The organism is Bordetella sputigena, from assembly GCF_965137885.1.
Classification (GTDB): Bacteria; Pseudomonadota; Gammaproteobacteria; order Burkholderiales; family Burkholderiaceae_B; genus Bordetella_C; species Bordetella_C sputigena.
This window is the reverse complement of sequence record NZ_CBCSCA010000019.1, coordinates 35,302-62,027: the sequence shown is the minus strand read 5'-3', so window position 1 is coordinate 62,027 and position 26,726 is coordinate 35,302. Positions and strand designations below refer to the sequence as shown.

The following is a 26,726-nucleotide window of genomic DNA, read 5'->3' as shown; positions in this document are numbered from 1 at the left end:
CGATGCGCGACGGCACGTGCGGGGATTTCGTCCCCTCAGCCCTTGGTAGGTTTCCATACGGGCGGCGCACTGCTGCCTACCTGTTCCACGATGCGGCCGTAGGCCTCGGGCCGGCGATGTTTCTCGAAGTTGAAGACGGTGGTCCGCCCCAGCTCGCACATATCCAGATTGCAGTCCGCGACGATCAGCTCGTCGTCCCACGTCGTGGCCATGGCGATGATCTCGCCTTGCGGATTGACGATGATGGAATGACCGAAGAGTTCGAAGCCGTCTTCCTTGCCGGCCTTGGCCACCGCCACGCCGAAGCAGGCGTTCTGGTAGCAGCCGGACTGGATGGCGAGCTGCGAATGCAGCACGCGCAGGTGGTGCGCCTCGAAGCCGCGATTGTCCTGGTTCACGGCTGGCGTGTTGTAGCCCAGCAGAACCAGTTCGACCTGCTGCAGGCCCAGCACGCGCCACGCTTCCGGCCAGCGACGGTCATTGCAGATCAGCATGCCCAGGTTCACTTCCAGGCCGGCCTTGCCGACCGGGGCGCGCACGACGGGAAAGCCCAGGTTGCCCACCTCGAAATAGCGCTTCTCCAGATGCTGCACCTTGCGGTGCGTGGCGAATTCGGCATGGCCGGGCAGATGGACCTTGCGGTACTTCAGGATGACCTCGCCGTTGGGCGCGATGATGACGGCGGTGTTGAAGCGGCGCTTGCGCAGCACGCCCTGTTCATCCGGCTCGTGCGCGATTTCCGCGTAGCCCAGGTAGATCGTCAGCCCATAGCGACGGATAGCGTCGAACAGCGGCTGGGTTGCCGGGGAAGGCAGGGTCTGTTCGTACCAGTGGTCGGCTTCGTCCAGGTTCTCCGTGTACCAGCGCGGGAAGAAAGTGGTCAGCGCCAGTTCGGGGAACACGACGACCTCGGCGCCACGCTGATGGGCGCGCTCGAGCAGGCGCAACATGCGGCCTACGGCGACATCGCGGCCTTCCGACTTCTGGATGGGGCCCAGTTGGGCGGCGGCGACGGTAACGGTGCGGGACATGAAGGGGTTCCTGGTGAGCGTTTATCGCTTTATCGCCATGGAGGATGGAGCGTCGCCGGGTCCATGTAAATGCAAGGGTTAGCCCTGGTGCGGCGCAGCAATCGCGCGCTCAATGGTTTATAAGCCATTGATAAATTTAGTGATTTCATCGGTTCTTTTTCGTGCCAGGGAAAACCCGGGTGTGCTTTTTGTTATAGGCACTGAATAAATCCGCATGCGCGTGCGTGATGAACAACCACACCCGTGCGGCATCGACCGGGCGTGGTGGCCACCCACGTGACGCGCACGCGCGGGAATCGCCCCGCCTGGCCACGACGCTGCGTGCGGGCTCTACAATCCTGGACCGTTATCCGCTTCCGTTTCCCTATGGCTGGACAAGCTCGCCAGGGCGCCGCGCTGAGCCTGCGGCAGATCGAGGTCTTTCACGCGGTGATGCTCACCGGCTCGCTGAGCGAGGCGGGACGCATGCTGTTCGTCACCCAGCCCGCCGTCAGCCGCATCCTGGCGTCGGCGGAAAATCGCTTGCGGTATCCCTTGTTTGTGCGGGTGAAGGGGCGCTTGCAGCCGACGCCGGAGGCGCGCCGCCTGTTCGTGGAGTGCGAACGCATCTTCGATCACGTCGGGCGTTTCAACGCCCTAGCCACGGGCCTGGGGGCGGGTGCGACGGGTACGCTGAGCCTGGTCAGCAGTCCCAGCTTCAGCGAGTGGCTGATTCCCCGCACCATCCAGCGGTTCCGGGAGAAGTATCCCGGCACGACGATACGCTATCGGCCCCTGGCCTTCGACATGCTGTTGCCGCATATCCTCCTGGGCCATGCGGACTTCGGCATTGCGTCCATGTCGCCGCCCGGCAATGCCAACGTCGCCGCCGAAGAGATAGGCGCGGGCTGGCTGGGCTGCGCGATCCCGCATGGGCATCCGCTGGCGTCCCGCGCACGCATCCGAGCGGAGGACCTGCGCGGGCATTTATTGATCGGGTACGAAGCCGAGACGCCCTTCGGCCGCCTGGCCGCGCGTTTCATGAATTCGGGCGAGACCCCTTTGCAACCCGACATCGAAATCCGCGCCACGCCCGAGGCCCTGGCATTGGTCCGGCAAGGTGTGGGCGTAGCGTTGATCGAGTCCTTCGGGTATCACCCCGACTTCCAGCGGGACTTCGTTTTGCGCCCCACGGATCCCGTGCTGCCGCACAAGATTCAGTTGCTGCATGCGGCAAACAGTCCGCTGTCCACGACCGCGCGCCGTTTCGCCACCGCCTTGCGGCAGGTCATCAAGGAAGCGCCGGCGGCGGCGCTCTGATTGCCCCCGCTCTTATCCGGCCAGGGTTTGTTCGACCAGATGCGCGACGCCTAGCAGGTAGCGGTCATCGTGCCACCGGCCGCAGAGCTGCAGCCCGATCGGCAGGCCTTTGGAATTATGTCCGCAAGGCATGGAAAGGGCTGGATGACCCGTCAGATTCATCGGATAGGTGTAGGGATACCAGGCCGCCCGAACCGTACCGGCGGCTTGCCCGGCGATTTCCACTTCGCCATCGAGATTGGTGTCGATATGCATGGGAGGTGCGGAAAGCGTCGGCGAGATCAATACGTCGGCCGTCGCGAGGATCCGTTCGAGCTTCCGAAAATACTCTGTCCGCGCATACCCTGCTTCCATCACCGCCACGGCGCCCAGTTCGCGGCCCTGGAGCACGGCCTCGACCAAGGTCGGATCGATCCTGTCGCGGAATTTTTCCAGATTGGTGCCGATACGGCCAGCCGCGCTGGCCCGATGGATTACGAGGAAGTGCTTTTCCAGGGCGACGAAATCGATGAACACCGTCTCCACGATGGCACCCGCCCGCTCCAGCTCGCGGACGGCTCGTTCGGTGATGGCCGCCACTTCCGGGTCGACCGGGTTACCCGCGGTGGGCAACCAGGCGACCCGCAGCCCCTTCAGGGACAGGGGCGCCGGCCGCTGGGTGGGCTTTCCGGCTTGCCCGTAGGGATCGCCCCGATCGAGACCTTCCAGGACGTCGAAAAACAGCGCCGTATCCGCGACATCCCTTGCCATGGGGCCGACGTAGGAATTCGGCGAGTAAAGATCCGGCGCCTGCAAATGCGGTATCGCGCCCAGTGTCGGCTTCATTCCGACTATGCCGCAGCAGGATGCGGGGATACGGATGGAACCCCCGCCATCGGTGCCCAAAGCCAATGGCCCCATGCCGGCGGCAACGGCCACGGCCGCTCCGCTGCTCGAAGCGCCGGGCGTGTAATCGCGGTTGACGGGGTTGTAGGTGCGTCCGAAGATCGGCGCCGTGGCGTAGGGCTTGTGCCCATACTCCGGGGTAGTGGTCTTGCCAATGAGGATGGCGCCCGCGGCCTTTGCCCGCGCCACCGCCACGGCGTCATAGTCGGGCACATGGTTTTCATGGATGAACGAGCCCATGGTCGTTCGCACCCCGGCCGTCGCCGTCAGGTCCTTGACCGAGTAAGGCACGCCGTGCAGCGGCGGCAGCACGTCGCCCCGCATCACCTTGTCCTCGGCGGCGCGCGCCGTGGCTAACGCAAGGTCGGCCGTTTCGGTGATGAAGGCATTCAAGTCCCGGCGGGCCTCCATGCGCGCCAGCGCGGATTGCACGGCTTCCACGGGCGTGACCTCTTTGCGCCGGATACGGCTGGCCAGGTCACGGGCGCTGAGATCCATCAGATCCATGGTTGCTTACCTGAAGTGCTGCGTTGTTGAAGCCAATTACGAATGGAGCCGATTCATTCGAACTGAATGCCGGATTGCCTGACGACCGGTTCCCAGAACGACCGTTCCGTTCGTACCCGTTGTGCCAGTTGCGCATGGTCCATCGGTTTTACGACCAGGCCGTTCTCCTCCAGCCGCTTCACCAGGCCGGGATCCTTGGCGGCCTTCAGGAATACTTTCTCCAGGGCTGCCGCCGTCTTGTCGGGCAAGCCGGCCGGCGCGAAGATGGCATAGAAACTCGTCGCCGCTTCGAACTGCGGGAATCCCTGCTCCTTCACTGTCGGCACGTTGGGCAAGGACGCCAGACGCTCGGAACCGCTCAGCCCGAGGAATTTGATCTTGCCTGCCTGGTACAAGGGCATCATGCTTGCCGCCGCGTCCCAGCCCATGGAAACCCGCGAGCTGACCACATCCACGAGCATGGGCGAAGCTCCCTTATAGACAACAGGCGCGAAATCGACGCCGATGTCCTTGCCCAACGCTATCGAGCCCAACTGGCCTGAACTACCTTGCGCCGCCAACCCTATCGTGGCTTTGGCCGGGTTGGCCTTGGCCCATGCGACGAACTCCTTCATGTTGCTGTAGGGCTGCTCCGACCCGGTCACGATGGCCGTGGGAATATTCACCAGGAGCGCAATCGGGCGAAAGTCCTTTTCGCCGTCGTAGCCCAGGTTCTTGTAGGTATAGGGATAGATGGTGAAGGCCGGCGAGGTCGCCAATAGCAGTGTCAAGCCATCCGGGGCGGCCCGTTGCACGTAGCTATTGGCGATACGGGTGGAGGCCCCTGGCCGGTTGTCGACGATGACTTCCTTCACGCCCTCCTTGGATAACTGCTCGGCGAACGTCCGTGCGGTGAGATCCGCGGCGCCGCCCGGCGCGAAGCCCACCACAATCTTGATCAGCCCTTGCGGCAGGTCCGCGACCGCGTTCACGGCGACCGCGTTCGCGGCGGTCGCATCCGCGGCGGTCGCGACGCGCACCGATATCGCGGACGATATGCCCAATACGGCGGCGGCCGCTACGAACTTGATATGACGTGCTGTCGGCATGGTTGGGAGGCTCACGGTGTTTCCCCTAGGATTTGTGGATTCTGGATCCAGAGTCCAGTTTTTTTGGGATACTAAGCGGGTCGCATATGTATCTACATTGGGACATACCCCATGGACCGGATGGAAGAGAATTTTGATTGGCGCGAGCGGCCACGCCTGGTCGAAGAGGTCGCGCGCGTGATTCGCGGCCGGATCTACAGCGGCCAGTATCCGCCGGGGCGCCCTCTGCGCCAGGTCGAACTGGCCGAGACCCTGCGCATCAGCCGCACGCCGCTGCGTGAAGCGCTGCGCATACTGGAGCAGGAAGGTCTCGTTACGGCGGACACGGTTCGCGGTGTGAACGTCATCAATGCCGGGCCGCTACAGATCCTGCACGCTTACCAGGTACGCCAGGTTTTGGATGGCCTGGCGGCGCGACTGGCAGCGCAGTGTTCCGCTGACCGCGCGCTCGCCGAGCTGCAACCTATCCTGCAGCGTCAGCGCCAAACGTTGGAGCCTTGGGATATTGGCGAATACACCGCCTCCAATGTCGACTTCCACGCACGCATCTTTGAGCTCAGCAAGAACGAGTACGTGATTCGCCAGATCCCCACCATCTATATGACGTCGCAGGTTTTTCGGCCTGGAGCCAAGTATGAACGGGCGTCCGATGCCTTACACGAGCATACGGAGATCATGCAGGCGATCGCGGCCGGCGACGCTGCTTCCGCTGAGCGCCTGGCCCTCTCGCATGTTCAAAAGACCATCGATATGGTCATGAGCTGGCAGGTCGAATAAGTAGCCAGCCGGCGCCAGCGATAGCGCGGGCCGGCGAAACTTTCCAACCGATCCGGGTACCAGCGCCGAGCGCTGTCAGATACGAGCGAGCGTATCGGCGAGCAGGGCGATGCCGGGTTCTATGCGGTCCATGCCGATCGCCGTGAATCCCAGGCGGAAATGGCGATCGGACGGTTCGGCGTCGAAAAAATTGGGGAAACCCGGTTCGATGAGCACGCTGCGGCGCGAGGCCGCCCAGGCGAGTTTCTGGGTGCTGGTCGACGGCGGGGTGTCAAGCCAGATGGCGCCAGCCCCGTTGGCCTGCGCATAATTGCAGTCAGGCAGGTGACGCTCGATCGCCTGGCATAACTTTTCGTGCTTGCGCGCGTGTTCGACCCGGTAGCGGCGCAAGTGAGCGTCATAGTCACCCTGGGCAAGGAAACGCGCGAGCAGCCGTTGGTTGTTCAGCGGCGCGTGGCGGCAGATCAGCCGGCGCAGGGCGCGCAATTCGCGTATGAGTTCTTCGTCGGCGACCAGATAGCCCAAGCGCAGCCCCGGCGCCAGGCATTTGGAAAAACTGCTGAGATAGATCACCCGGCCTTGGCCGTCGGCGGCCTTCAGGGCCGGTGGCGGATGACTGGACAGGTCGAGGTCGGCTTCGTAGTCGTCCTCGATGAGAATCTGGTCGTACCGGTGGGCCTGCCGCCACAGCGCCTGGCGCCGGGCTGGGCTCATGGTCACCCCGGTGGGCACCTGGTGGCTCGGGGTCACGTAAATGTAGCCGCATTGCGCCAGGCGTTCGTCGAGCACGATGCCTTCATTGTCGACGGCGTGCAGCGATACGTCCGCGTTCTGCAGCTCGAACACGTTCCATGCGTCGCGGAAGCCTGGATTTTCGATACCGACACGCACGCCGGGCCCCATCAGGAGCGCCGCCAGCAGGTAGAGGGCGTTCTGCGATCCCAGGGTGACCAGGATCTCGTCGGCCGAAGCCTGGATGCCGCGCTTGGGCAGCACGCGCGTACGCAACTGCGCGATCAGCTCCGGGTCGTCCTGGTCGACCGCGTCGTTGAGCCAGGCGGCGCTGTGCCCGGGCTCCAGGATGGCCCGGCTGGCGCGGCGCCACGCCGCCATGGGGAAACGGTGCGTATCTGCCTGCCCATAGGCGAAGGGATAGTCATAGTCGCGCCAGTTGCTGGGACGCAGCACGCCCTGGCGCATCTGGGACGACAGGCGTAGCCGGTTGCTCCAGGACGGTGCATGGTGTGCGCCAATGCCGGGAACGGATGCGCCATGGCGGATCGCGGGCGGCTCTCCCGCCTTGCCCCCATCGCGATAATCGTCGTGCAGATAGTAGCCGCTGCGCGGACGGCTTTGCAGGAAACCCTTCTCGACCAGGCTTTCGTAAACGATCGCGACGGTGTTGCGCGACACGCCTATCTGCCGGCCCAGGTCGCGGCACGAGGGGAGGGCCTCGTCCGGGGGGAAGGTGCCCTTGAGGATGGCGTCCACCAGCGCTTCACGCAGCTGCTCCTGCAGGCCGCGGGTGTGCTGCAGATCGAGATGGAAGTAATGATCGATCATTGAAGCCTCCGAAATGGCACCTCGTCGGTCGGCAGGCTTCAACGCAGCCCACGGGTGAACTAAAGCAACGACCATGCCAATCGCCGATGCGATGTATCTGGCCAATGCCTTGCGCGCAACTGTCCTATCGGGCACCCGGTAGCTGCCCATAAGATGGTTGCGTCGGTCCAAGGCTGTTCCGCAATCGCGCGCCTGTGGCCAGACACGGAGTCCAACGACGAAAAAGGGGAATTCCATGCGTAACACTTGTGAAGTGGCCTCGGCCGCGGCCGGGGACGGCGCGCGCCGGCGTGCCTTGGGCCGCGCGGCTTGTGCGCTGGCCGCCTGCCTGTTTGCAGTGTCCCTGAATGCTCGCGCGGATCTGGCGGACATCGAGAAGCGGGGCACCATGAAAGTCGCGACGGAAGACGATTACGCGCCCTTCAACTTCATCGTCGACGGCAAGGCGGCGGGGTTTCACGCCGAGCTGCTCGAGGACCTGCGCAAATACGCGACCAAGTTCAAGGTCCAGCAGGACATTCTGCCGTGGACCGGCCTGCTGGCCGCTGTATCGGCGGGGCAGTACGACCTGGCTTTCACCGGCGCGCTGGTCACGGACGACCGCTTGAAGACGTTCGATTTCACGCCGCCCTTCGCGTCGGCCCAGCACTACTACGTGAAACGCGCGGGCGACAACCGGCTCGGCGATGTCGCCAGCCTGAGCGGCAAGACCGTGGGCGTGCAGGCAGGGAGCGCCTTGCTGGCGCGTTTGCCCGAGCTGGAGAAGATGCTGGCGAAGACCAACGGCAAGCTGGGCGAAGTCGTGCAGTACCAATCCTATCCCGAGGCCTACGCCGACCTGGCCAATGGGCGGCTGGACTACGTGGTCAATGCCGTCATCTCCGTGAACGACCTGGTGAGGTCGCGTCCCAAGGTGTTTGCGAAGGGCGTCGCGGTGTCGGGGAACGGGTTCGCCGCATGGCCGATACCCAAGGGCAATCCCCAACTGCTGAAATTCATGACCGGGTTCATGGATCAGATCCGCCAGAGCGGCCGCCTTGCCGAGCTGCAGAAGAAATGGTTCGGTGAAAGCTTTCCCGATCTGCCCACCGTGCCGATCACCAGCGTGGATCAGTTCCACAAGCTGGCAGGCATGGAATAGGCGGGGCAGGCGTGGACGCGCAAGCCTGGCGCATGCTGTTCGAGGGAGCCTGGGTGACGGCGTGGATCTCCGCCGTCTCCATCTCCATCGGGGTGGTCCTGGGACTGGGACTGGCATTGTTGCGCCTGGCGCGCATACCCGTGCTGGACCAGCTGCTTGCCACCTGGATCAGCCTGGCCCGCGCCACGCCGATGGTGACGCTGGCGCTGTTCGTGTTCATCGGCCTGGCGGCGGTCAATCTGGGCGTGAGCCGTGAAACGGCGGCTATCCTGACCTTGACCATCAATACGTCGGCCTTCAATGCCGAAATCTGGCGGTCGGCCTTCGCCGGTTTCTCGCGCGAACAGAAGGAGGCGGCCCTGGCCTGCGGCATGACGCCCGCGCTGATGTTCCGGCGCATCATGCTGCCTCAGATGGTGGTGAGTAGTATGCCCGGCCTGGTCAACGAGATGTCTTCGCTGGTAAAGAGCACGCCCGCGGTCGCCATTATCGGATTGGTGGACCTGACCCGCGTCACCAACCGCATCGCGGCGGTGACCTACGAGCCTTTGCCGCCGATCCTGGCCGCCGCCGTCCTTTACATGCTGTTGATTGCCTTGCTGGTCCGCCTGCAGGCGTTCGCCGAGCGCCGCGCACGCCGTCTGGCGATGTAGAGGAAAGAGCGTAATGAACGACGGGCAGACTCATTGGCGGATCATCTGGGAGGCGCGCGGCGTTTTTGCCGCCGGCTTCGCCAATACCGTGATGCTGGCGGTCACCGCATGCGCGATCGCCTTCATTGTGGGTTGCGCGATGCTTTTCCTGCTGGAAGGCCGCGATAACGCGTGGCGGCGCCTGCTGCGTTCAGGGATCAACGGGCTGCGCATGATGCCCTTCCTGATCTTCGTGTATCTGCTGTATTACGGCTTACCCACACTCGGCTTGCGCCTGCGCGCCTGGGACGCGGGACTTGCCGGCCTGGCGATTTACCACGGAGCGTACTTTGCCGAGATCCTGCGGGGCGCTCGCCTGGTGATGCCGCCGGGCTCGCTGGAGGCCGCCTATGCGCATGGATACCGTCGCGGCAAGGCCTTCCTGCGCATCATGCTGCCGCAGCTTACGTTGAGCACGCGCGGCGTCCTGGGCAACCAGTTGATCCTGTGCCTCAAGGACACCGCCTTCCTGAGCATCATCACGGTACCCGAGCTGACGTCGGCGGCGAACGCCGTGCAGGCGCGGTACTTCATTCCGGTCGAAGCTTTCATTGTCGCCGTCGCCCTTTACTGGCTGCTGGCGATAGGCATAGAGGCGCTGGTGAGGGCGGTACGGCGGCTGGGCGCGCGGCGAGGATTTGAACATGGGTGAAATTCCAGCGGTTTCCATACGCAATCTTTCCAAGAGCTTCGATGGCTACGAAGTCTTGCGCGATATCGACCTGACCGTGCAAAAGGGTGAGGTCGTCAGCATCCTGGGCGCATCGGGGTCGGGCAAATCCACGCTGCTCCGCTGCGTGAACTGGCTTGAGCAACCGGATCGTGGAGAGATTCATATCGCCGGCGTGCGCATGGGCGTGGACGCCGGCACGGGGCGGCCGCTGCGGTCACGCGAACTGGCGGCGCTGCGCGCACGCACCGGCATGGTCTTCCAGAGTTTCAACCTGTGGCCGCACCTGACGGTGCTGCAAAACGTCACGGAAGTTCCGGTGCACGTGCAGGGTTTGCCCAAGGCGCAGGTGCGCCAGCGCGCCATGGCGCTGTTGGAAAAAGTGGGCATGGCCGAAAAGGCCGGGCAATACCCGCATACTTTGTCCGGCGGCCAGAAACAGCGCGTGGCTATCGCCCGCGTGCTGGCTATCGAGCCGGAAGTGCTGCTGTTCGATGAGCCCACCTCGGCGCTGGATCCGGAACGCGTAGGCGAGGTGCTGGCGGTCATGCGCGACCTCTCGACGGAGGGCTACACCATGATGGTGGTCACGCACGAGATGGACTTCGCCCGCGCGGTCTCCGACCAGGTGGTTTTTCTGGATCAAGGCAAATTGATCGAGAAAGCCGACCCCGACACATTCTTCACACGACCGTCGACGGATCGTGTGCGTCGCTTCCTGGAGCGCGACACCGCGGGTACTGCGTGACGACGATGGACTTGGTCAATATGACGGCGGACGGGATCCGTTTCTCGCCCTTCGATCCGGCGCGCGGCCTGCAGGAGCAACTACGAGAGAAGTTGCTGGACGCGATGTTCGACGGCTCCCTGCGGGCACACGAACCCATGCCGTCCAGCCGCCGACTGAGCGTGGAGCTGGGCTTGTCGCGCAACACCGTCGTGCTGGTGTACGAAAAGCTGACGCAGGAAGGCTACCTGGTTCCTTCGAGCCGGCGTGGTTACTACGTCAGTCCGCAGGCCTTGGGCGAACGCCGGCAGGCTGCTGTGCATACCGATCCGCGACAACTGTTCGCGCGGGCCTGCGACGCGCCGGACTGGGAAGTCCGCCTGACGCAGCATCCGTCCAGGATGCGCGCCATCGTCAAGCCGCGCAACTGGCGGGACTACCGCTATCCCTTCGTGTATGGGCAAGTGGAATACGACGAGACGACGGCGGCCCGGTGGCGTGAGTGCACGCTGCTGGCGGCGTCCGGCGCCCACGCGCGTACATGGGTGGACGATCAGGTGGCGCAGGACGACACCTTGCTGGTGGAGCAGATAACCCAGCGCATCCTGCCGCGGCGGGGCATCCATGTCGCCCCGGACCAGCTGCTGATCACCATAGGCACCCAGAATTCGCTCTTCATGCTGACACAGCTTCTTACGCGCCCCGGTATGGCCGTCGGCCTGGAGGAACCGGGCTATGTGGATGCACGCAATATTTTCGCGCTGGCGGGCTGCGCGATACGGCCGCTGGATGTGGACGGTCAGGGACTGGTGGTCGGCGACCGGATGGCGGGTTGCTCGATGCTGTTCTGCACGCCCAGTCATCAGTCCCCTACCGGTGTAACCATGCCTATGTATCGCCGCATGGAATTGCTGGAGCGGGCACGACGGCATGATTTCGTCATCATCGAGGACGATTACGAGAGCGAGCAGAACATCCTCGGCCGCAATCATCCCGCGCTCAAGAGCCTGGACGATTCGGGACGGGTTATTTATCTGGGCAGCCTGACCAAAAGCCTGATGCCGGGCGTGCGGCTGGGCTTCGTGGTGGCGGATCCGGAGCTGATACGCGAGCTGCGTGCGCTGCGGCGTTATCTTTATCGCCATCCGCCAGCCAACAATCAGCGTGTACTGGCTTTGTTCCTCGGGCGAGGCTATTTCGATGCGCACGCGCGCCGGCTCAGGTCGTCATTGACGCGCAAGTGGCGGCTGATTAGCCAGGCGGTTGCCGACTTTTTGCCTGACTTCGTCCCAAGCGGCACATCGGGCGGCTCGGCGCTATGGCTGCGGGGTCCCGAGGGTTTCGATGCCTGGACGCTGCAACGCGCGGCGGCCCGCCGTGGCGTGCTGATCGAACCCGGACAAATACATTTCCTTGCTCAACCCGCGCCGACCCGCTACTTCCGGCTGGGCTACGGCGCCATCGCCCATGACGATATCGTTCCCGGCGTTCAGTTGCTGGCCGAGGCCTGGAAGGCCGCGGTAGGCATATGAGCGCAACGGAGTTGCTCACCAGCGCCAGCGCGATTGTTTTCGTCGCAGGCGTCGTGCGGGGCCTGACGGGTTTCGGCTTCGCCGCCCTGTCTGTCGTCGGGCTGGCTTTTCTATTGCCCGTGCGCGAGGCCGTGCCGGTCGTGTTGTGCCTGGAAGTCTGCGCCAGCCTCGCGTTGCTGCCGAAGTGCTGGCGGCATGTGGACTGGCGGCTGTCGCGCCCGCTTCTGATGGCGGCGGTGTGCGGTGTGCCGGCGGGCCTCTTCGGCCTGACGCGTTTCGATAGCCATGCGATGACGATCGCGGTCTATGTGCTGATCGGCGTGCTGGCGGTACTCGGCCTGGCGCGCCTGCGCCTGCCCGTGGGAGGCGGGGCTACCGGCGCATGGGTGGTCGGCGGCGCCACGGGCGCGCTGCTTGCCGCTTTCTCCGTGGGCGGGCCGCTGGTGGCCGCCTGGATGGCGCATGCGGGCACACGCGCCGACCGCATGCGAGCCACGCTGGTAGTTTTTTTCGGTGCCATCGACCTGGTCAGCGTCGGGGCGCTGGTGGCTACCGGCAACCTTGGCGCGGAAACGCCGCCGCGGGTGCTGTGGCTGCTGCCTTGTACCTACGCCGGCTTATGGTTGGGCGAGATCCTGTTCGCCCGCGTTGCCGCCGATAGGGTAGTGATATTCGTCCAATGGTTGTTGCTGGCGCTGGCCACGATCGGGTTGTACAGCGTCCTGGCAGCGTGAGGAGCATTCATGCAAACGAACGGCAAGTCAGATACCGTCTTCATCACGGGCGCGACGTCCGGATTCGGCGCCGCCATGGCGCGCTGCTTCGCCGGCCGCGGTTGGAACGTGATCGCCACCGGCCGCCGCGCGGACCGTCTGCGGGCGCTGCGCGATGAACTCGGCCCGCAAGTGCATACCGTGGAAATGGACGTGCGCGACCGCGAGAGCGTACGCCTTGCCATCGATTCGCTCCCGGCGGAGATGGGGCGCGTGCGCGCGCTGGTCAATAACGCCGGGCTGGCATTGGGCACCACACCCGCCCAGGAATGTTCGTTGGACGACTGGGACGTCATGGTCGAGACGAACATCCAGGGAATGCTCTACGCGACGCGGCTGTTGCTGCCCAGGCTGATCGAATACGGCGCTGGCGCGGGCATCGTGAACCTGGGCTCGGTCGCGGGAAATTGGCCTTATCCCGGCAGCCATGTCTACGGGGCGAGCAAGGCCTTCGTCAAGCAGTTCTCCCTGAACCTGCGCTGCGACCTGCTGGGCACCGGCGTGCGGGTCACGAACATCGAGCCGGGCCTTAGCGAAAGCGAATTTTCGCTGGTGCGCTTTGGCGGAGACCAGTCCAAGTACGACGCGGTCTACCGCGACGCCCATCCGCTGCAGCCGGAGGATATCGCGGAAACGGTGTTCTGGGTGTTGAGCCGCCCGGCGCACATCAATATCAACAATCTGGAGATCATGCCGGTCACGCAGGCCTGGAGCAATTTCGCGATCAGGCGGGATTAGGCAAGACCAGGCGGGGTAAGGCGGGGTTTCCGCCCACCGCCGCCCGTGTTACTGCGGCTTGATGTCGGCGGCCGCGATGACCTTGGCATAGGCCGTGGTGTCGGCGGCGATGGTCTGCGCGAAGTGTGCCGATGTATCTCCCACCGGGATCGTGCCCTGTTGGTTGAGCTTATCGGCGATGGCCGGGTCCTTCAGGATGGCCGACACGGTCTTCTGCAGTGTCGCGACGATGTCGTCGGGCGTGCTGGCTGGCGCGACCAGGCCATACCAGATGCTGGACACGAAACCGGGCAAGCCGCTCTCGGACACCGTGGGAACGTCCGGAAACAACGGCAGCCGCTTTTCCGACGCAACGGCCAACAGGTTCAACTTGCCGCCGCGTATGGCGCCCAGCGTCGGCGGAATCACGGTGAACATCATCTGGACCTGGCCTCCCATCAGGTCGGCCACGGCGGGTGCGGCGCCCTTGTAGGGAATCCCCATGAGATCCAGGCCGGCGCTCTGCTTGAACATCTCCGCGGCAAGGTGCGCCGCGCTGCCGTTGCCTGACGAACCGTAGGCCAGCTTGCCTGGTTCCTTCTTCGCCAGGTCGATCAGCTCTCGAACGGTTTTGGCGGGCACGGCCGGATTCACGACCAGGACATTCGGCGCCAACCCGACATTGGTGACGGGCTTGAAGTCCTTGGCGAAATCGAAGGTGAGATTCTGGAAAAGCGTTGCGTTCACGCAGTTGTTGGTGCTCGCCATCAACAGCGTGTAGCCATCCCCCGGCGCGGATGCGACCGCCTGCGTGCCGATATTCGTCGCCGCGCCCGGCCGATTCTCCACGAGTACCGGCACTTTCATCTTGCCCGTCATCTCGTTGGCGACGGTCCGGGCAAGGAAATCGGCGGCGCCGCCCGCAGCCCACGGCACGACGATCTTGATCGGCTTATTGGGATAGGTTTCCGCGGCCTGGGCCGCGTAGGGTACGCAGGCCAGTATCGATAGGGCGCACAGGGCTTTTCGTAGGATCATTTTCGTACATTCCGAGCATTCAGATTTCAAGGGCTGGGCACAGACGTGACGGCTTGCGATGAGATAAGAAAAGCGGCGGCGCCTTCGTTACCGCCGCGATTTACCGTCCCCATCGGTTCGCCGTCGCGTAGCGACCAGCATGTACTGTCTCCTGACCCTGCTTTTTCGATGGACTGTTCAAAAATGGTGGACCCGTGCTGCCCCGTCAGGGTTTCCCAGTGTCCCGCGGCGGTCTCCATGATGATTCGGTGCACGCCGTTCTTCCTCACGGCGCGGGCGGCGGTGAGCGGCATTGCCAGCGCGCTCAATACCGCGCACAGGTGCTTCAGCGAAGTGCCGGCCAGGCGCGGGTTGAATGAGCGGTCTATCAATCCACGGCGCAGGAAGAAGCCGCGATCGAACTCCACCAGGCCCTCGATGCAGACCTGCAGGTCCGGATAGCGGTAGGCCGCGATGGCTGCTTCCAGCACCTGCGCGGTGGCCGCCGCGTCATCCAATTGCGGCTCCGCCGGGTTGTCGGTGCTCAAGCGCACGAGCATCGCGCTCCGGCACCCCGTACGGGCCTGAAGGGCATTCAGGCTATCGGCTGTTTCCAACGGCGATTCATCCATGCGCACGCGGAACATCAACGCGGTATTTGGCGGCCGCGGACCGTGCTTCGCCAGCGCGGCCACGGCGGTGTCCGCCTCCGCCGTGATCCAGCCGTGGAAAATAAGGTGGCCATACTTCAGGCCGTCGATCGCGGCGTCGCGAGGGCTGCGCAGCTTGCTGATCAGAAGATCGGCCTTGGGCAGGGCGCGCGCCAGGTCGGCCACTGCCCGCGCGGCGTTTTCCAGCCGCTCGGGCGCGACCACCAGCTCCACCGCCTTCAGTGCCGGCCCCAGGCCGTCGAGGCGTGCGCGCTGAAGCGCCGACGGAAACTCCGTCAGCACGACGTGGGCACGCAGGCCTATGCGCGCGAGTTCCTTGAACCTTTCATGGCCGGAATCGCGCATGAGGTCGGACATGGGTACACGTATCGTGCCGATGCCCATATCGCAGAGCGCGAAGAAGGGGTAGTCGTTGCGTACGATCTTGTGGTCGAAGGCGTCCAGTGCGCCGCTGGCGGGAACGGCAATATCCTCGGCCCACGGATAGCATGGATCGACCGCCAGATTGGGAAGGGCGGGGCGCTTGATGTGCAGCCAGGACCGATCGGCGAGGCTGGCCGATAGTGCCGGCGCCATGGTCGTGTGCTCGTTCTGCAGGCGTACGAAGCGTGCGAGGTGACCGTGCTCGAAGACGTCGACCACGAAGTACCCGAGTTTCTCGACGTCCTGGCGGCCGCCTTCCGGTCCCGGCGGCGTGGTGCGCTGGAGTTCGGAGTAATCCTGCCGGACGAACGCGGTGGAGGGCAGGAGATAGAATTCCGCGTTCTGCAGCTGGTTGTACCAGAGATTGTGCACATGCCCGCAAAAGACCGCTTCGATCGCGTGACGCTCGATCAGGTCCAGCAGCCATGAGCGGGCGGGTTCATCGATATTGTCGTAATGGCTCGCTTCGTTCCTGTCCCGTACGTAGGGCGGGTAGTGCAAGGACAGGAATTTGCGGCCGGGCGCATCGCGCAGGGCCTGTTCGAACCATGCGGCCTGTAGCTGCTCCTCGGGAAGCCCGGCATTCAGCAAGGACGTGTTGATCACGAAGAAGTGGCATTCTTCGTGAGACCACTCATACCATTGCCGGCCGAACTCCTTCTCGTACTTCTCCATGTATTTGGGGTTGATCTGCGCGACGGGCGCCATGGGCCAGGGCTTATCGCCGATGTCGTGATTCCCCGGGGTCAGGTAGATGGGACAATCGAATGCCTGTTCAAGCTCGCGATAATTGGCGCATGCCTGCTCGAATTCGGGATGCGAGGGCATCGGATGGACGATATCCCCCACATGCAGCACGAAGTCGGGCGCATATCTCCTGGCATCGGCGAAGGCGCGGCGCGCCCTGCCGTTGGCCAGGCTGTTCAACTTGAAGAAGGCGGCAGCGCGGTCTTCGGCCTGGTTGATATGCGTGTCGGAGATGACGACGAAGCGGAATAGCCGCGCGCCTTGGGGAATCAACGAATTCTTCATATCGATATCGGTTCCGCGTGTCAGAGGATCTCGTCCTTGAGGTAATACCAGCGGTATAGCAGCGCCTGTCCCAGGCGGCGAAACGGCGCCAATGCGTGCGCCGGCAGGGGGCTGTCGTAGATGGGGAGCGTGAAAGCGGCGTCCGCGCGTCCGGCGATGCGCTCGGCCATGCGGCGGCCGGCGTGCGCCGAGAAGCTGACGCCGTTGCCGCCGTAGCCCAGCGCGTAGAACACATTCTGGGCGGGGTCCGGCTGGGTAATCCGCGGCATCATGTCGTGGCTGACGTCGACCCAGCCCCACCAGGAATAGTCGATGTCGATGCCGCGCAGTGCCGGAAATTTGCGACCCAGGCCGTTGATCAGCAATTGTTCGTGGCGTTTGTGCTGGGCGTCGGCGCCCGTGACTGAACTGCGGCTGCCGATCTGCACGCGGCGGTCCGGCAGCAGCCGGTAGTAGAAACGCAGCGTGCGGGTGTCCGTGATGGCTTCGTGCGTCAGGAAGTTGGTACGCGCCAGTTCATCGTCGGTCAGCGGACGCGTGACCAGGCTGTTGGATAGGACAGGGTAGTAGCGCCCCGCCAGGCTGGGATGCAGGCTGGCGGCGGTATAGGCCCCGGTCGCCACGGCGACGGCGCGGGCGCGTACCACGCCGCCGGGCGTGCGCAGCAGATGCCGGCCTCCCTCCGTGCGCCATTCCGTGACCCCGCTGGCGGGATGCAGCGTTGCGCCGTGCTCGCGCGCCATGCGCATATAGCCGTAGGCGAGCTTCAAAGGGTGCACGCTGATGCCGTCGGGCTCATGGAGGGCGCCGTGCGCTTCTTCGTCGCGTACATAGTGGGCATGCACGTCTTCGCGGCTGAGCATGTGGGTGTCGTAGCCGAACTGCTCACGCATGACCTTGCATTCGTTGCGCAGGAACGCCATTTTCTTCGCCCTGTGGGCGATGTAGAGGTGGCCTCCGGGTTGCGGCTCGCAGTCTATCCGGGCGACCAGATCGCTGAAGGTGGCGAAACCCGCCCTGATCTCGGTATCGAGGCGCCGCGCAACGTCCTTGCCCCAGCGTTCGATCCATTGCGAACGGTACAGGCGTCCGCTGGCGTTCTGGCCCTGGCCTCCGTTGCGGCTGGTGCAACCCCAGGCCAGGCGGTTGGCCTCGAGTACGGCGGCCTTGATGCCGTGTTCCTTCGCCAGGAACAACGCGGTGGCAAGTCCTGTGAAGCCCGAGCCGATCACCGCGACATCGACGTCGCGGTCGCCGACGATCGGGCCGTCGTCGTCCGGCGGGGGGCCGGCCGTGTCGACCCAGTAGGTCGGCGCGTAGTCCTGGTTATTGCCGGGACCGGCGGACACCAGCGGGTCATAGGTGGGGTTGTAGGGTTGGCCGTGAGCCGGTCGCACTGGCGTGTCCATGTCGAATCCTGGAGGGGGCCGGTCAGGCGGGCACGGGGGCGCTGCGAGTTTTGCGGAACACGTTCTTGACCAGGATCTTGCCGTCCCGGAACGTGAAGAGGTCGACGCCGTCGACTTCGATGCGGGAGCCGTCGGCGGCCGTACCGGTGAATGTCCACTCCGATACGCCGCGGTCTCCGCTGACCCAGTGGCGGCCATTTTCCCACTGTGCATCCGGGACGTTCTCCCATGCGGAAGCGAATGCGCGCGCCACGCTTTCGTGGCCTTGATGGCGCGCGCCGCATGCCAACGGGCCCGCGGCGGTCTCGAAGACACAATCCTCGTGCATGAAGGACATCAATGCCGGCAGGTCGTGCCGGTTCCAGGCCGCGCTGAAGGCTTCCAGCATGGCGGTGTCGGCGGCGGTGGTCATGGTGCTTCGTTCCTCTGATTCCGATGACGGGAACCAGAAGAGTTGCATGTAAGGCCCGCGCGGCCATAGAGCCAGTTTGCGGCGGCGTTAGAGCCAGATCCGGGCATGCACGCGGGCGGTGCGAAATGCACCGGCCTATGCACTATGGTGCGTCATCCGGCTTCTCAGTCGCTCGGGATCACGTTTCGCCCATGCGACGGCAAGCGACCTTCGACCGACGCGCGGGAGGGCAGTGCCATCGAACCGCGCGGCTTGTTCTACAATGCCGCAAAGGGTGATCCTGCCGCCGCGGCAGGACAGGATTCGCGCTGGTCGGGCCGCCACGCGGCTTAGTCACGGCCACAGATGAACCGCACCCTTGCCATCACCGGTATCTCCGCTTTCTCCGATCAATCCGTCCAGGGAGACGCGTAATGCCTCTCGAGCGACGCATCTCCGACACTTTCAAAGAGTTCATCGCATCGGGCAAGGCCGGTGGCGTCGTGCTGATCCTGTGCACGATCACGTCGCTAGCCATCGCGAACTCGGCCATGGGCGCCGCATACCTGGAAATGTGGCATTTCCAGTTGGCGGGCCTGAGCATGGAGCACTGGATTAACGATGCCTTGATGGCGGTCTTTTTTCTGCTCATCGGGCTCGAGCTGGAACGCGAGCTCTATAACGGCGAGCTGTCAGACCTTCGGAATGCGTTGTTGCCCATGCTGGCCGCCATTGGAGGCATCGCCGTTCCGGCATTGATCCATCTGGCGTTCAACAGCGGCACGTCGACGCAGGCCGGCGCCGGCATCCCCATGGCCACGGACATTGCCTTCGCGCTCGGCGTGCTGGCGCTGCTTGGCAACCGCGTACCCACATCGCTGAAGATCTTCCTGACCGCGCTCGCGGTTATCGACGACCTCTGCGCCATCATTGTGATAGGGGTGTTCTATACGGCGAATCTATCGGTGCCGTACCTGCTCGGCGCCCTTGCCGTGTTCGCCGGGCTGCTTGCCATGAACCGCTTGATGCGGGTAATGGCATTGCTGCCGTATCTGGCCGGTGGCGCGCTGATGTGGTTCCTGATGCTCAAGTCGGGCGTGCACGCGACCATCGCCGGGGTCCTGCTGGCTTTCGCCATTCCGTATTCGGCCAGGCAGGACGATGCTGAATCCCCTTCACACCGCCTCGAGCATGCCTTGCACAAGCCGGTTACCTTCCTGATTCTGCCGATCTTCGCGCTGGCGAATACGGGTATCGTGATCGGCGCCGACTGGGGTTCAGAACTGCTGAATTCGAACAGCCTGGGAATCATCCTGGGGCTGGTGCTCGGCAAGCCTCTCGGCATCTTTCTCTTCAGTTTCGCGGCGGTTTCCTTGGGCCTGTGCCGCCTGCCGCCCGATATCGCGTGGCGTCACGTGGCGGGCGCCGGCGTGCTCGGCGGCATCGGATTCACGATGTCGATCTTCATCGCCAATCTCGCATTTCCTGGAAACCCCGAGATCGTCAACGCATCCAAGATGGCGATTCTGCTGGCTTCGCTGCTTGCCGGCGTGCTCGGGTTTGCTGGTTTGCGGCTGGTCGTCAATAGCGGTAACCCAGGGTCAGCATCGTGATGCGGCCATCGCCGAGCGCGACGGCCTCGCGCAGGCCGCCGGAATAATAGTCTTTGTCGAATACGTTCTTCACGGTCAGCGCGGCGCGCCAGTGCGCGGCGTTGTAAGCGATGCCGGCATCGGCCACGACATAGCCCGGCAGTTCATAGCCATAGGTATCGCGGCGGCCTTCGCCGCGCACGCCGCCTGTCAGCTCCCATCCGGCCCAATCGCCGTGCGCGTTGTAGCGTGCCGTCAAGGTGAAGCTGTGGCGCGGAACGTTGTCCAAGGGCGTGTTGTTCGATGAAGGCGTCTGGCCGCCATCGTCCAGGATGACCGCCGCGGTATAGGCGTAGCCGCCCATCAGGCTCAGGCCGCTGCCCAGGTCCGACGCGAATCCGATTTCAGCGCCCCGCGTGCGTTGCTTGCCCACGGCGATGCTGTAGCCGTCGTTGGACGGATCGGCTTCCAGCACGTTCTTGCGCTCCAGGTCGAAGGCGGCAACGGTTACGCTCGTGTTGCCGTCGTCCAGGTCGAACTTCACGCCCACTTCCCACTGGCGGCCGCGCTCCGGGTCGAAGGGATTGCCGTTGACGTCGGTGCCGCTGTTGGGATAGAACGAGGTCGCGTAGCTGACGTAGGGCCGCACGCCTGGCGCGATTTCGTACATCAGGCCGGCCAGTCCGGTGATGGCGTTGTCGCTGTCGTCCTGGCGCGTGTCGCCCAGATTGTCCGTGGTGTCGGTGGACGCGCGGTCGTGACGCAACCCCAGCACGGCGTTCCAGCGTTCGCCCAGGGCGATCTGATCGCGTACGTAGATCCCGGTGGAGCGGACCGTATTGGTGCTGTCGGTGCGTGGATTGGCGGGGCAGGTGATAGGACTGCCGTAGACCGGACTGTACACGTTCAACGCGCCGACCGCGCAGCGGTACGACAGGCTGTCCTCGCGGCTGCGCATGTAGTCCACGCCCAGTGTGATGCCATGTTCCCCGAAGCCCGTGGCGAAGGTGCGCTGGATGTTGGTGTCCATCGTCAACGTGTCGCCGTCCCAGTGCTGATCGGTGGCCGTGCGGTTCAGGGTCGTGTTGTCTTTGCGGAACTGGCCCGCTGCCACCAAATCCCCATCCAGCGTGAACTCCTGCCAGCGCAGGTTGTTGTTCAAGGTCCAGCCGCTATCGAAGCGGTGCGTGAGCATATATCCGGCGCGCGTCTGGAAGCCCCGGTACGGGTCCTGGTCCGGTTCGCCGATGAAGCGGCGGCGCGGGATGCCGCCGTTGGGATTCGAGAACACAGAGCCGGCCAGCGGCAGGCCCTGCTGGCGGATGTAGCGGCGCTCCTGATAACTGGTCAGGATGGTGAAATCCGTGCGAGGTCCCAGGTCGAGCGACAACGACGGCGCGATGTAGCGGTTCTTGAACCACACATCGTCGGTCGCGTCGTGCGAGTTCATCGCCAGGGCGTTGATGCGAAATGCCGCCTTGCCGTTTTCGGACAGCGGCGTACCCATGTCCAGCGTCCCTTGGTAGAAATCATGGCTGCCGGTCGTCACCTCGGCATTGGCGAATGCCTCGGGTTGCGGCCGCTTGCTGACCATGTTGACCAGACCGCCGGGGAGTACCTGCCCATAGAGCAGCGACGCGGGGCCCTTGAGTACTTCCACCTGCTCCACGCCGAACAACTGCTCCGCGACGCGGTTGGACTGTGCGGTGCGCAGTCCGTCCAGGAAAAGCGAATCGGATGCCACCTGGCCGCGGATGATCAGGTCGTCCCAACCGCGCCGTCCGAAGGTGTTGCTGACGACGCCCGGCACGTTGTGCAGCGCGTCCGCCAGCGTCTGCGCCTGCTGCGCATCCAGCACCGAGCGAGGCACGACGGTGATCGACTGCGGGGTCTTGGACAAAGGTACCGAGGACTTGTTGACCTGCGGCGGGTTGACCGGATTGAACGGCGCTTCGTAATCGTCCTCGGCGTCTCCCGTGACGCGCACCGCGGGCAGCTCGGTGGCGACCCCATCGTTGGGCTGCGCAAAGACGGGGAAGGGGTTCAACAGGACGAGGCCGGCCACGACCGGCGGTAGGGAGAAGCGGTGCATCGGAAGCAGGTAGGAAAGAGGAGCCGGGCGACTCGAAAATTGCAGAGCAGCGGCATTCTAAATGATAATAATTAACATTTGTGTTTTAAATTGGAATTTGCTTGAGACGGCCGCGTCGGGCCCGCGAGTGGCGTTGCTGGTGCTCAAGCGAACCTGTTCACGCTCATGACCTCTCCTTTACGATCGATCGAATCGCCTGCCGTGCGTATGCCCGCAACGCGGGCGCGCCCGGCTGGGCGCCGCCTTTGGTTCGAGCTGCACAGCTGGATCGGGCTCAAGCTCTGCATCCTGCTGAGCTTTATTTTCTGTACGGGTACCCTGGCTGTGATCGCCGCCGAGATCGATTGGGTGATCGAACCGGCGATGCGCGTGACCCCGCGGGAAGGGCAGGCCAGCTGGGGCGAGATGATCGCCGCCGCGCAACAGGCCCATCCTGATTTGCGCCTGCGCAGCCTGAGCGCGCCGCACGCGGAGCGCTTCGCCGCGCAGGCGCTCATGCGCAAGCCGGATGGCGAACTCCTGCGTGTCTGGGTGAACCCCTATACGGGGCAGGTGACGGGCGAGTCGACTTGGTGGAGCGCCCAGCGCTGGCTGCGCGACACCCACCGCAGATTGATGCTGCCCATTTCGTATGGCCTGACGCTGGTGGCCTCGCTGTCGGTCCCTCTGCTGCTGATGCTGGTGAGCAGCCTCTTTATCTACAAGCGATGGTGGCGAGGTTTTTTCGTGTGGCCCCGCAAGGGCAAGCCTCGCCTGACCTGGGGAGACGTACATCGGTTGATCGGAGTCTGGAGCCTGGGCTTCATGGCAGTGATAGGCGCGACGGGCGCGTGGTACCTGATCGAATCGTTGGGTGGCCGGGCCCCGCTTCCTCCCGCAATCGCGCAGATCAAGGGACAGGCGAAACACGCGAGGCTCACCGCTGGCAACGTCGACCGTGCGGTATCCGCCGCGCGGGACGCCTGGCCCGCGCTGCAAGTAACGAACATTCGCCTGACGCCGGACGGGAAAACGCTGTTGATCGAAGGCCAGGCGGAAGGCTGGCTGCTGCGTGAACGTGCCAATGCGGTCGCCGTGGATATCTCCACCGGCGAGATCGCTGGCCGCAATGCCGGCACGGACATGAGCCTGCACCAGCGCGTCGGTGAGATGGCTGACCCACTGCATTTCGGGACGTTCGGCGGGTGGCCCGTGCGCTGGCTATGGTTTGTTTTCGGGCTGATGTTGACCGGCCTTTCGCTGACGGGCGCCTATCTCTATGGAATACGTGCCACCGAAGCAGCACGCGCGGCGTTCAGGCGGACGGGCGCTGCCGCCAGGCAGTCGTCATTCTGGGCGGCTGCGTGGGGCGGCATGGGCAAGTGGCGCTGGGCATGCGGGGGCCTGCTGGCGGCCTGGTTCGTTCTGATGGCGATGCGTGCGATCGACTAGGCTTGGTCCACGCAAGGTCGTCCGCTCAACGACTTCGTGTCGAAGTTCGCCATCGAAGGCTGGTCGGAAGCTTTCGGCCCGGGAGCCGAAACAGTTCGGCATCGTGGCGCCGGTGGCGCCGCCGCCCCCGCCCTTGCGTGTCGCCGCCGGCGCGGCTCAGGCAGCCGCTGTGTAGGCATCCCCCGATCGCGGAAGCAGCGTGTGCGCAAGCCTTGGCGTTCCCAAGGCGGAGGCGTCGGCGGTATCCGCTGCATCGATCCTGAATACGCTGACGACGCGTCCCAGCGTATCCGCCTGGTCGCGCAGGGATTGCGAGGCCGCCGCCGCCTGTTCGACCAATGCGGCGTTCTGCTGCGTGGCCTGGTCCATCTGGCTGATCGCGATATTGACCTGTTCAATGCCGGTACTTTGTTCCTGGCTGGCCGCCACGATCTCGTTCATCATCTCGGCCAGCTGCCGGATGTTGCCGACGACTTCATCCATTGTGCCGCCGGTTTCCGCGACCAGCTTGTTGCCCGCGACCACATTGCTGACGGAGTCGTCGATCAGGGACTTGATCTCTTTCGCGGCCGATGCCGAACGCTGTGCCAGATTGCGCACCTCGCTGGCGACAACGGCGAAGCCGCGCCCCTGTTCGCCCGCGCGTGCCGCTTCGACCGCCGCGTTCAGCGCCAGGATGTTCGTCTGGAACGCGATGCCGTCGATGACGCCGATGATGTCCACGATCTTGCGTGACGACCCGTCGATCGCGCCCATCGTCGAGATCATGTTCTTGACGACCGCGCCGCCGCGGGCGGCGACCTGGGAAGCCGACACGGCCAGCTGGTTGGCCTGCCGGGCGTTTTCCGCGTTCTGCTTGACGGTCGCGGTCAGTTCTTCCATCGAGGCGGCGGTTTCCTCCAGCGACGCGGCTTGCTGCTCGGTGCGTGAGGACAGATCGAGATTGCCGCTGGCGATCTCGGCCGAGGCGTTGTTGATCAGCTCGGTACCGGACTTGACGTCACGGACGATCTGTTTCAAGCCACGGCTCATCGTTTCCATGGCGCGTATCAGGTCGCCGATCTCGTCCTTCGAAGCCGGGGCGATCCGCGCGGTCAAGTCTCCTTCGGCGGCGCGGTTCGCCACGGCGATCGCCGATCGCAATGGGCGCGTGATGCTGCGCGTGATGACCACGGCGCAGGCCGCGCCCAACACGACCAGCAGGACGCTGAGCAGTATCAGCAACTCCATGCTGCGTTCGTTGGCGGCGGCGATGTCGGTCGAGATCGCATTGATCTGCTTGCGCTGATAGGCAAGGAAGGCTTGCACACTTTCCTGATAGGCCTTGGCCGTGGGGAGGAACGACTGCGTGTACACGCGGTCCGCTTTCGCCGCGTCGCCGGACATCTTGGCGGCCATGACCTCGTTCTTCACTTTCTGGTAGGCGTTGCGGCGATCCACCGACGTTTGGTAGAGCTTCCGCTCCTCGTCGTTGGAGATCAGCTCCTCCAGGCTCTTCAGCAAGGCGCCCCCTTGTTTGACGCTGTCGGCGATGACGTCGGCGAAAACATCGGACAAGGTGCCATCGGTGCTTTTCGCGATCAACGCCGTGCGCGCGATCGCGGAATAGATGAAGACATACCAGTCGGCCGTGATGCGCTCCTTTGTCAACGGCTTCTCCATCATCAGCCGCGTTTCCGCGGCGTTATGGCGTGCCTCGATCAGGGCGAATGCGGTGGAGCCGATGGAAAGCGCGAGCACTAGCACGAAGCCGATCGCCAGGCGGGTGCCGATTCTGATATTCGATAGGAAGTCCATGGTAGGCCTCTCCCAGCCTAGGCAGATATATTTCAAAAAAATACAAATATGTCGCTTCCAGCATGGAAATATTACAAATAATCATGCGACATGCGATTTCGATTCTACGTTAACTATTTGATGGGGAAGGGGAAATTTACGTGAATGTCTCTTCATGGAGACAAATTTGCAACACACGCCGCCATTTGGAATGGCTACGAACGTTACAAATGGCGCACGGGCCATGGATTCCGGCGTTGCCGGCCGGCAAGCAAACCTCGTCACCAGCCGAGATCCCGGATGCTGCCTGGAGAAGCGGTCCGGGCGGCTGAGCCCGACGGTAATCGGGGGCCCCGGTATGGTGCGGACGGCCAGGCTGGTGCATAAGATTTTCTCGCGCTCGGCCGTCTTTTAGTCGTTTGTCACGCGCCGCCGAGGCTTCTAGACTCGCCGTTGCTCACTGGCCGCCGTCCGGCGCCAGCCCAACCGCGGAGTTCCAACATGCGTATCACCCAGCGATTGCTCGGCCTTGGCGTCGGATTGTGTGCCGCGCTTGCCGCCCTGGTCCTGCCCGGCGCGGCCAGGGCGCAGGACGATTATCCGTCCCGACCCGTTCGCGCCGTCGTGCCTTTTCCGGCGGGCGGCATCAACGACATCATCGGCCGTGAGTTGTTCAATGCGTTGTCGGCGACGCTGAAAGGCAACATCGTCATCGAGAACAAGCCGGGCGCTGGCGGCACGATAGGCACCGTTTCGGCGCTCAACAGCCCGCCCGACGGCTATACCCTGTTGCTGGGCGCGGCTAGCACGATGGCGGTGGCGCCGCACCTGTACAAGAGCGCGGGTTACACGTCCAAGGACCTGATTCCGGTCGGTGGCATCGCCTCCGTGCCCAGCGTCGTCATCGTGTCGGCCAATTCTCCTTACAAGAAGTTCGCCGACCTGGTGGCGGCAGACAAGGCCAAGCCGGGGTCGCTGGACTATGGCTCCGCCGGCTTCGGCACCAGCCACCACATGCAGGCCGAGTTGCTGAACATCCGCGCGGGCACGCATTTCCGCCATATCCCGTACAAGGGCGGCGCCCCGGCCACGGTCGACCTGATCGGCGGCCAGATCGCCCTGCTCGTGGATCCCCTGCCCACCACGCTAGCCAACGTCAAGGCCGGTCGCGTGCGGCCTTTGGCCATCACGACGGACGTGCGCTCGGCCGCCTTGCCCGATGTGCCGACCCTGAAGGAACTGGGGGTCGACTACAATGCCAGCACCTGGTTCGGCCTGTTCGTGGCCGCCGGTACGCCGGAACCCATCGTCGCCAAATTGAGTGCCGCGCTGACCGCCGCGATGAAATCCCCCGAGCTGCAGGCCAAGTTCCGCGCGGGGGGCATCGATCCGCTGACGATGGACCGGCAGGCGTTCACCCGCTACGTGCAGGAAGAGAACGTTACCTGGGCGGGGGTCATCAAGGACGCCCATATTGAAATGCAATAACG

General features: G+C 64.1%; 22 protein-coding genes. 12 read left to right on the top strand and 10 right to left on the bottom strand.

The genetic code is table 11. From position 1 onward, the window contains the following. Positions 1–35: 35 nt before the first annotated feature. On the bottom strand, positions 36–1,031 hold the full coding sequence (locus ACNA0R_RS25655) for an N-carbamoyl-D-amino-acid hydrolase (RefSeq protein ID WP_415828900.1): 996 nt from the start codon (positions 1,029–1,031) through the stop codon (positions 36–38). Between the two features lie 366 nt (positions 1,032–1,397). Between ACNA0R_RS25655 and ACNA0R_RS25650 the strand changes: the two genes are divergently transcribed. Next, positions 1,398–2,330, top strand: a complete 933-nt coding sequence (locus ACNA0R_RS25650; RefSeq protein WP_415828899.1) for a LysR family transcriptional regulator — start codon at positions 1,398–1,400, stop codon at positions 2,328–2,330. Between the two features lie 12 nt (positions 2,331–2,342). Here the strand turns inward: ACNA0R_RS25650 and ACNA0R_RS25645 are convergent, their stop codons facing one another. After that, positions 2,343–3,722 (bottom strand): amidase, encoded by a 1,380-nt coding sequence (locus ACNA0R_RS25645; protein ID WP_415828898.1) that lies wholly within the window; start codon positions 3,720–3,722, stop codon positions 2,343–2,345. A gap of 53 nt (positions 3,723–3,775) precedes the next feature. Further along, positions 3,776–4,810 carry a Bug family tripartite tricarboxylate transporter substrate binding protein gene (locus ACNA0R_RS25640; protein ID WP_415828897.1) on the bottom strand — a complete coding sequence of 345 codons (1,035 nt, stop codon included), beginning with the start codon at positions 4,808–4,810 and terminating at the stop codon, positions 3,776–3,778. Positions 4,811–4,921: 111 nt separating this feature from the next. On the opposite strand from ACNA0R_RS25640, the gene ACNA0R_RS25635 reads away from it, so the two are divergent. Continuing rightward, positions 4,922–5,587: a GntR family transcriptional regulator gene (locus ACNA0R_RS25635; RefSeq protein WP_415828896.1), complete on the top strand. Its 666-nt coding sequence runs from the start codon at positions 4,922–4,924 to the stop codon at positions 5,585–5,587. A 75-nt stretch (positions 5,588–5,662) separates the two neighbouring features. Here the strand turns inward: ACNA0R_RS25635 and pdxR (ACNA0R_RS25630) are convergent, their stop codons facing one another. After that, positions 5,663–7,150, bottom strand: a complete 1,488-nt coding sequence (gene pdxR, locus ACNA0R_RS25630) for a MocR-like pyridoxine biosynthesis transcription factor PdxR (RefSeq protein WP_415828895.1) — start codon at positions 7,148–7,150, stop codon at positions 5,663–5,665. 235 nt (positions 7,151–7,385) lie between these two features. Between pdxR (ACNA0R_RS25630) and ACNA0R_RS25625 the strand changes: the two genes are divergently transcribed. The 7 genes from ACNA0R_RS25625 to ACNA0R_RS25595 are packed head-to-tail and all read left to right on the top strand — an operon-like array spanning position 7,386 to position 13,423. Then, positions 7,386–8,291, top strand: a complete 906-nt coding sequence (locus ACNA0R_RS25625; RefSeq protein ID WP_415828894.1) for a transporter substrate-binding domain-containing protein — start codon at positions 7,386–7,388, stop codon at positions 8,289–8,291. An 11-nt stretch (positions 8,292–8,302) separates the two neighbouring features. Further along, complete coding sequence (locus ACNA0R_RS25620) at positions 8,303–8,944, top strand: amino acid ABC transporter permease (protein ID WP_415828893.1); 642 nt, start codon at positions 8,303–8,305, stop codon at positions 8,942–8,944. Positions 8,945–8,957: 13 nt separating this feature from the next. Further along, entirely contained in the window at positions 8,958–9,635 is a 678-nt protein-coding gene (locus ACNA0R_RS25615) for an amino acid ABC transporter permease (protein WP_415828892.1), read from the top strand. Further along, positions 9,628–10,401, top strand: coding sequence for an amino acid ABC transporter ATP-binding protein (locus ACNA0R_RS25610; RefSeq protein ID WP_415828891.1), 774 nt, complete (start codon positions 9,628–9,630; stop codon positions 10,399–10,401). Before ACNA0R_RS25615 ends, ACNA0R_RS25610 begins: the two co-directional genes overlap by 8 nt. A gap of 5 nt (positions 10,402–10,406) precedes the next feature. Further along, entirely contained in the window at positions 10,407–11,912 is a 1,506-nt protein-coding gene (gene pdxR / locus ACNA0R_RS25605) for a MocR-like pyridoxine biosynthesis transcription factor PdxR (protein WP_415828917.1), read from the top strand. Then, positions 11,909–12,646 carry a sulfite exporter TauE/SafE family protein gene (locus ACNA0R_RS25600; protein ID WP_415828890.1) on the top strand — a complete coding sequence of 246 codons (738 nt, stop codon included), beginning with the start codon at positions 11,909–11,911 and terminating at the stop codon, positions 12,644–12,646. Before pdxR (ACNA0R_RS25605) ends, ACNA0R_RS25600 begins: the two co-directional genes overlap by 4 nt. Positions 12,647–12,655: 9 nt before the next feature. Then, the gene (locus ACNA0R_RS25595) at positions 12,656–13,423 is read left to right on the top strand and encodes an SDR family NAD(P)-dependent oxidoreductase (protein ID WP_415828889.1); all 768 of its coding nucleotides are present in this window, start codon (positions 12,656–12,658) and stop codon (positions 13,421–13,423) included. Between the two features lie 48 nt (positions 13,424–13,471). On the opposite strand, the gene ACNA0R_RS25590 is transcribed toward ACNA0R_RS25595, so the two are convergent. From ACNA0R_RS25590 to ACNA0R_RS25575, 4 genes are read right to left on the bottom strand one after another with little or no spacing between them, the layout of a single operon-like run. Then, complete coding sequence (locus ACNA0R_RS25590) at positions 13,472–14,440, bottom strand: tripartite tricarboxylate transporter substrate binding protein (RefSeq protein ID WP_415828888.1); 969 nt, start codon at positions 14,438–14,440, stop codon at positions 13,472–13,474. 26 nt (positions 14,441–14,466) lie between these two features. Further along, positions 14,467–16,545 carry a metallophosphoesterase family protein gene (locus ACNA0R_RS25585; protein ID WP_415828887.1) on the bottom strand — a complete coding sequence of 693 codons (2,079 nt, stop codon included), beginning with the start codon at positions 16,543–16,545 and terminating at the stop codon, positions 14,467–14,469. A 20-nt stretch (positions 16,546–16,565) separates the two neighbouring features. After that, complete coding sequence (locus ACNA0R_RS25580) at positions 16,566–17,954, bottom strand: NAD(P)/FAD-dependent oxidoreductase (RefSeq protein WP_415828886.1); 1,389 nt, start codon at positions 17,952–17,954, stop codon at positions 16,566–16,568. 22 nt (positions 17,955–17,976) lie between these two features. Continuing rightward, the gene (locus tag ACNA0R_RS25575) at positions 17,977–18,366 is read right to left on the bottom strand and encodes a nuclear transport factor 2 family protein (protein WP_415828885.1); all 390 of its coding nucleotides are present in this window, start codon (positions 18,364–18,366) and stop codon (positions 17,977–17,979) included. A 413-nt stretch (positions 18,367–18,779) separates the two neighbouring features. Between ACNA0R_RS25575 and nhaA the strand changes: the two genes are divergently transcribed. Beyond that, the gene (gene nhaA / locus ACNA0R_RS25570; protein WP_415828884.1) at positions 18,780–19,958 is read left to right on the top strand and encodes a Na+/H+ antiporter NhaA; all 1,179 of its coding nucleotides are present in this window, start codon (positions 18,780–18,782) and stop codon (positions 19,956–19,958) included. Here the strand turns inward: nhaA and ACNA0R_RS25565 are convergent. Continuing rightward, complete coding sequence (locus ACNA0R_RS25565) at positions 19,927–22,029, bottom strand: TonB-dependent siderophore receptor (RefSeq protein ID WP_415828883.1); 2,103 nt, start codon at positions 22,027–22,029, stop codon at positions 19,927–19,929. The genes nhaA and ACNA0R_RS25565 overlap by 32 nt on opposite strands. Before the next feature lie 207 nt (positions 22,030–22,236). On the opposite strand from ACNA0R_RS25565, the gene ACNA0R_RS25560 reads away from it, so the two are divergent. Then, the gene (locus tag ACNA0R_RS25560; RefSeq protein ID WP_415828882.1) at positions 22,237–23,460 is read left to right on the top strand and encodes a PepSY-associated TM helix domain-containing protein; all 1,224 of its coding nucleotides are present in this window, start codon (positions 22,237–22,239) and stop codon (positions 23,458–23,460) included. Between the two features lie 156 nt (positions 23,461–23,616). Here ACNA0R_RS25560 and ACNA0R_RS25555 read toward each other — a convergent pair whose 3' ends face one another. Continuing rightward, positions 23,617–25,257, bottom strand: a complete 1,641-nt coding sequence (locus ACNA0R_RS25555) for a methyl-accepting chemotaxis protein (protein WP_415828881.1) — start codon at positions 25,255–25,257, stop codon at positions 23,617–23,619. A 480-nt stretch (positions 25,258–25,737) separates the two neighbouring features. On the opposite strand from ACNA0R_RS25555, the gene ACNA0R_RS25550 reads away from it, so the two are divergent. Then, positions 25,738–26,724 carry a Bug family tripartite tricarboxylate transporter substrate binding protein gene (locus tag ACNA0R_RS25550; protein WP_415828880.1) on the top strand — a complete coding sequence of 329 codons (987 nt, stop codon included), beginning with the start codon at positions 25,738–25,740 and terminating at the stop codon, positions 26,722–26,724. The last annotated feature ends 2 nt before the right edge of the window (positions 26,725–26,726 follow it).

Coding starts and splice junctions, on each gene's coding strand:
- ACNA0R_RS25655 (WP_415828900.1), bottom strand. CDS start 1,031: ATGTCCCGCACCGTTACCGTCGCCGCCGCCCAACTGGGCCCCATCCAG.
- ACNA0R_RS25650 (WP_415828899.1), top strand. CDS start 1,398: ATGGCTGGACAAGCTCGCCAGGGCGCCGCGCTGAGCCTGCGGCAGATC.
- ACNA0R_RS25645 (WP_415828898.1), bottom strand. CDS start 3,722: ATGGATCTGATGGATCTCAGCGCCCGTGACCTGGCCAGCCGTATCCGG.
- ACNA0R_RS25640 (WP_415828897.1), bottom strand. CDS start 4,810: ATGCCGACAGCACGTCATATCAAGTTCGTAGCGGCCGCCGCCGTATTG.
- ACNA0R_RS25635 (WP_415828896.1), top strand. CDS start 4,922: ATGGACCGGATGGAAGAGAATTTTGATTGGCGCGAGCGGCCACGCCTG.
- pdxR (WP_415828895.1), bottom strand. CDS start 7,150: ATGATCGATCATTACTTCCATCTCGATCTGCAGCACACCCGCGGCCTG.
- ACNA0R_RS25625 (WP_415828894.1), top strand. CDS start 7,386: ATGCGTAACACTTGTGAAGTGGCCTCGGCCGCGGCCGGGGACGGCGCG.
- ACNA0R_RS25615 (WP_415828892.1), top strand. CDS start 8,958: ATGAACGACGGGCAGACTCATTGGCGGATCATCTGGGAGGCGCGCGGC.
- ACNA0R_RS25610 (WP_415828891.1), top strand. CDS start 9,628: ATGGGTGAAATTCCAGCGGTTTCCATACGCAATCTTTCCAAGAGCTTC.
- pdxR (WP_415828917.1), top strand. CDS start 10,407: ATGGACTTGGTCAATATGACGGCGGACGGGATCCGTTTCTCGCCCTTC.
- ACNA0R_RS25600 (WP_415828890.1), top strand. CDS start 11,909: ATGAGCGCAACGGAGTTGCTCACCAGCGCCAGCGCGATTGTTTTCGTC.
- ACNA0R_RS25595 (WP_415828889.1), top strand. CDS start 12,656: ATGCAAACGAACGGCAAGTCAGATACCGTCTTCATCACGGGCGCGACG.
- ACNA0R_RS25590 (WP_415828888.1), bottom strand. CDS start 14,440: ATGATCCTACGAAAAGCCCTGTGCGCCCTATCGATACTGGCCTGCGTA.
- ACNA0R_RS25585 (WP_415828887.1), bottom strand. CDS start 16,545: ATGAAGAATTCGTTGATTCCCCAAGGCGCGCGGCTATTCCGCTTCGTC.
- ACNA0R_RS25580 (WP_415828886.1), bottom strand. CDS start 17,954: ATGGACACGCCAGTGCGACCGGCTCACGGCCAACCCTACAACCCCACC.
- ACNA0R_RS25575 (WP_415828885.1), bottom strand. CDS start 18,366: ATGACCACCGCCGCCGACACCGCCATGCTGGAAGCCTTCAGCGCGGCC.
- nhaA (WP_415828884.1), top strand. CDS start 18,780: ATGCCTCTCGAGCGACGCATCTCCGACACTTTCAAAGAGTTCATCGCA.
- ACNA0R_RS25565 (WP_415828883.1), bottom strand. CDS start 22,029: ATGCACCGCTTCTCCCTACCGCCGGTCGTGGCCGGCCTCGTCCTGTTG.
- ACNA0R_RS25560 (WP_415828882.1), top strand. CDS start 22,237: ATGCCCGCAACGCGGGCGCGCCCGGCTGGGCGCCGCCTTTGGTTCGAG.
- ACNA0R_RS25555 (WP_415828881.1), bottom strand. CDS start 25,257: ATGGACTTCCTATCGAATATCAGAATCGGCACCCGCCTGGCGATCGGC.
- ACNA0R_RS25550 (WP_415828880.1), top strand. CDS start 25,738: ATGCGTATCACCCAGCGATTGCTCGGCCTTGGCGTCGGATTGTGTGCC.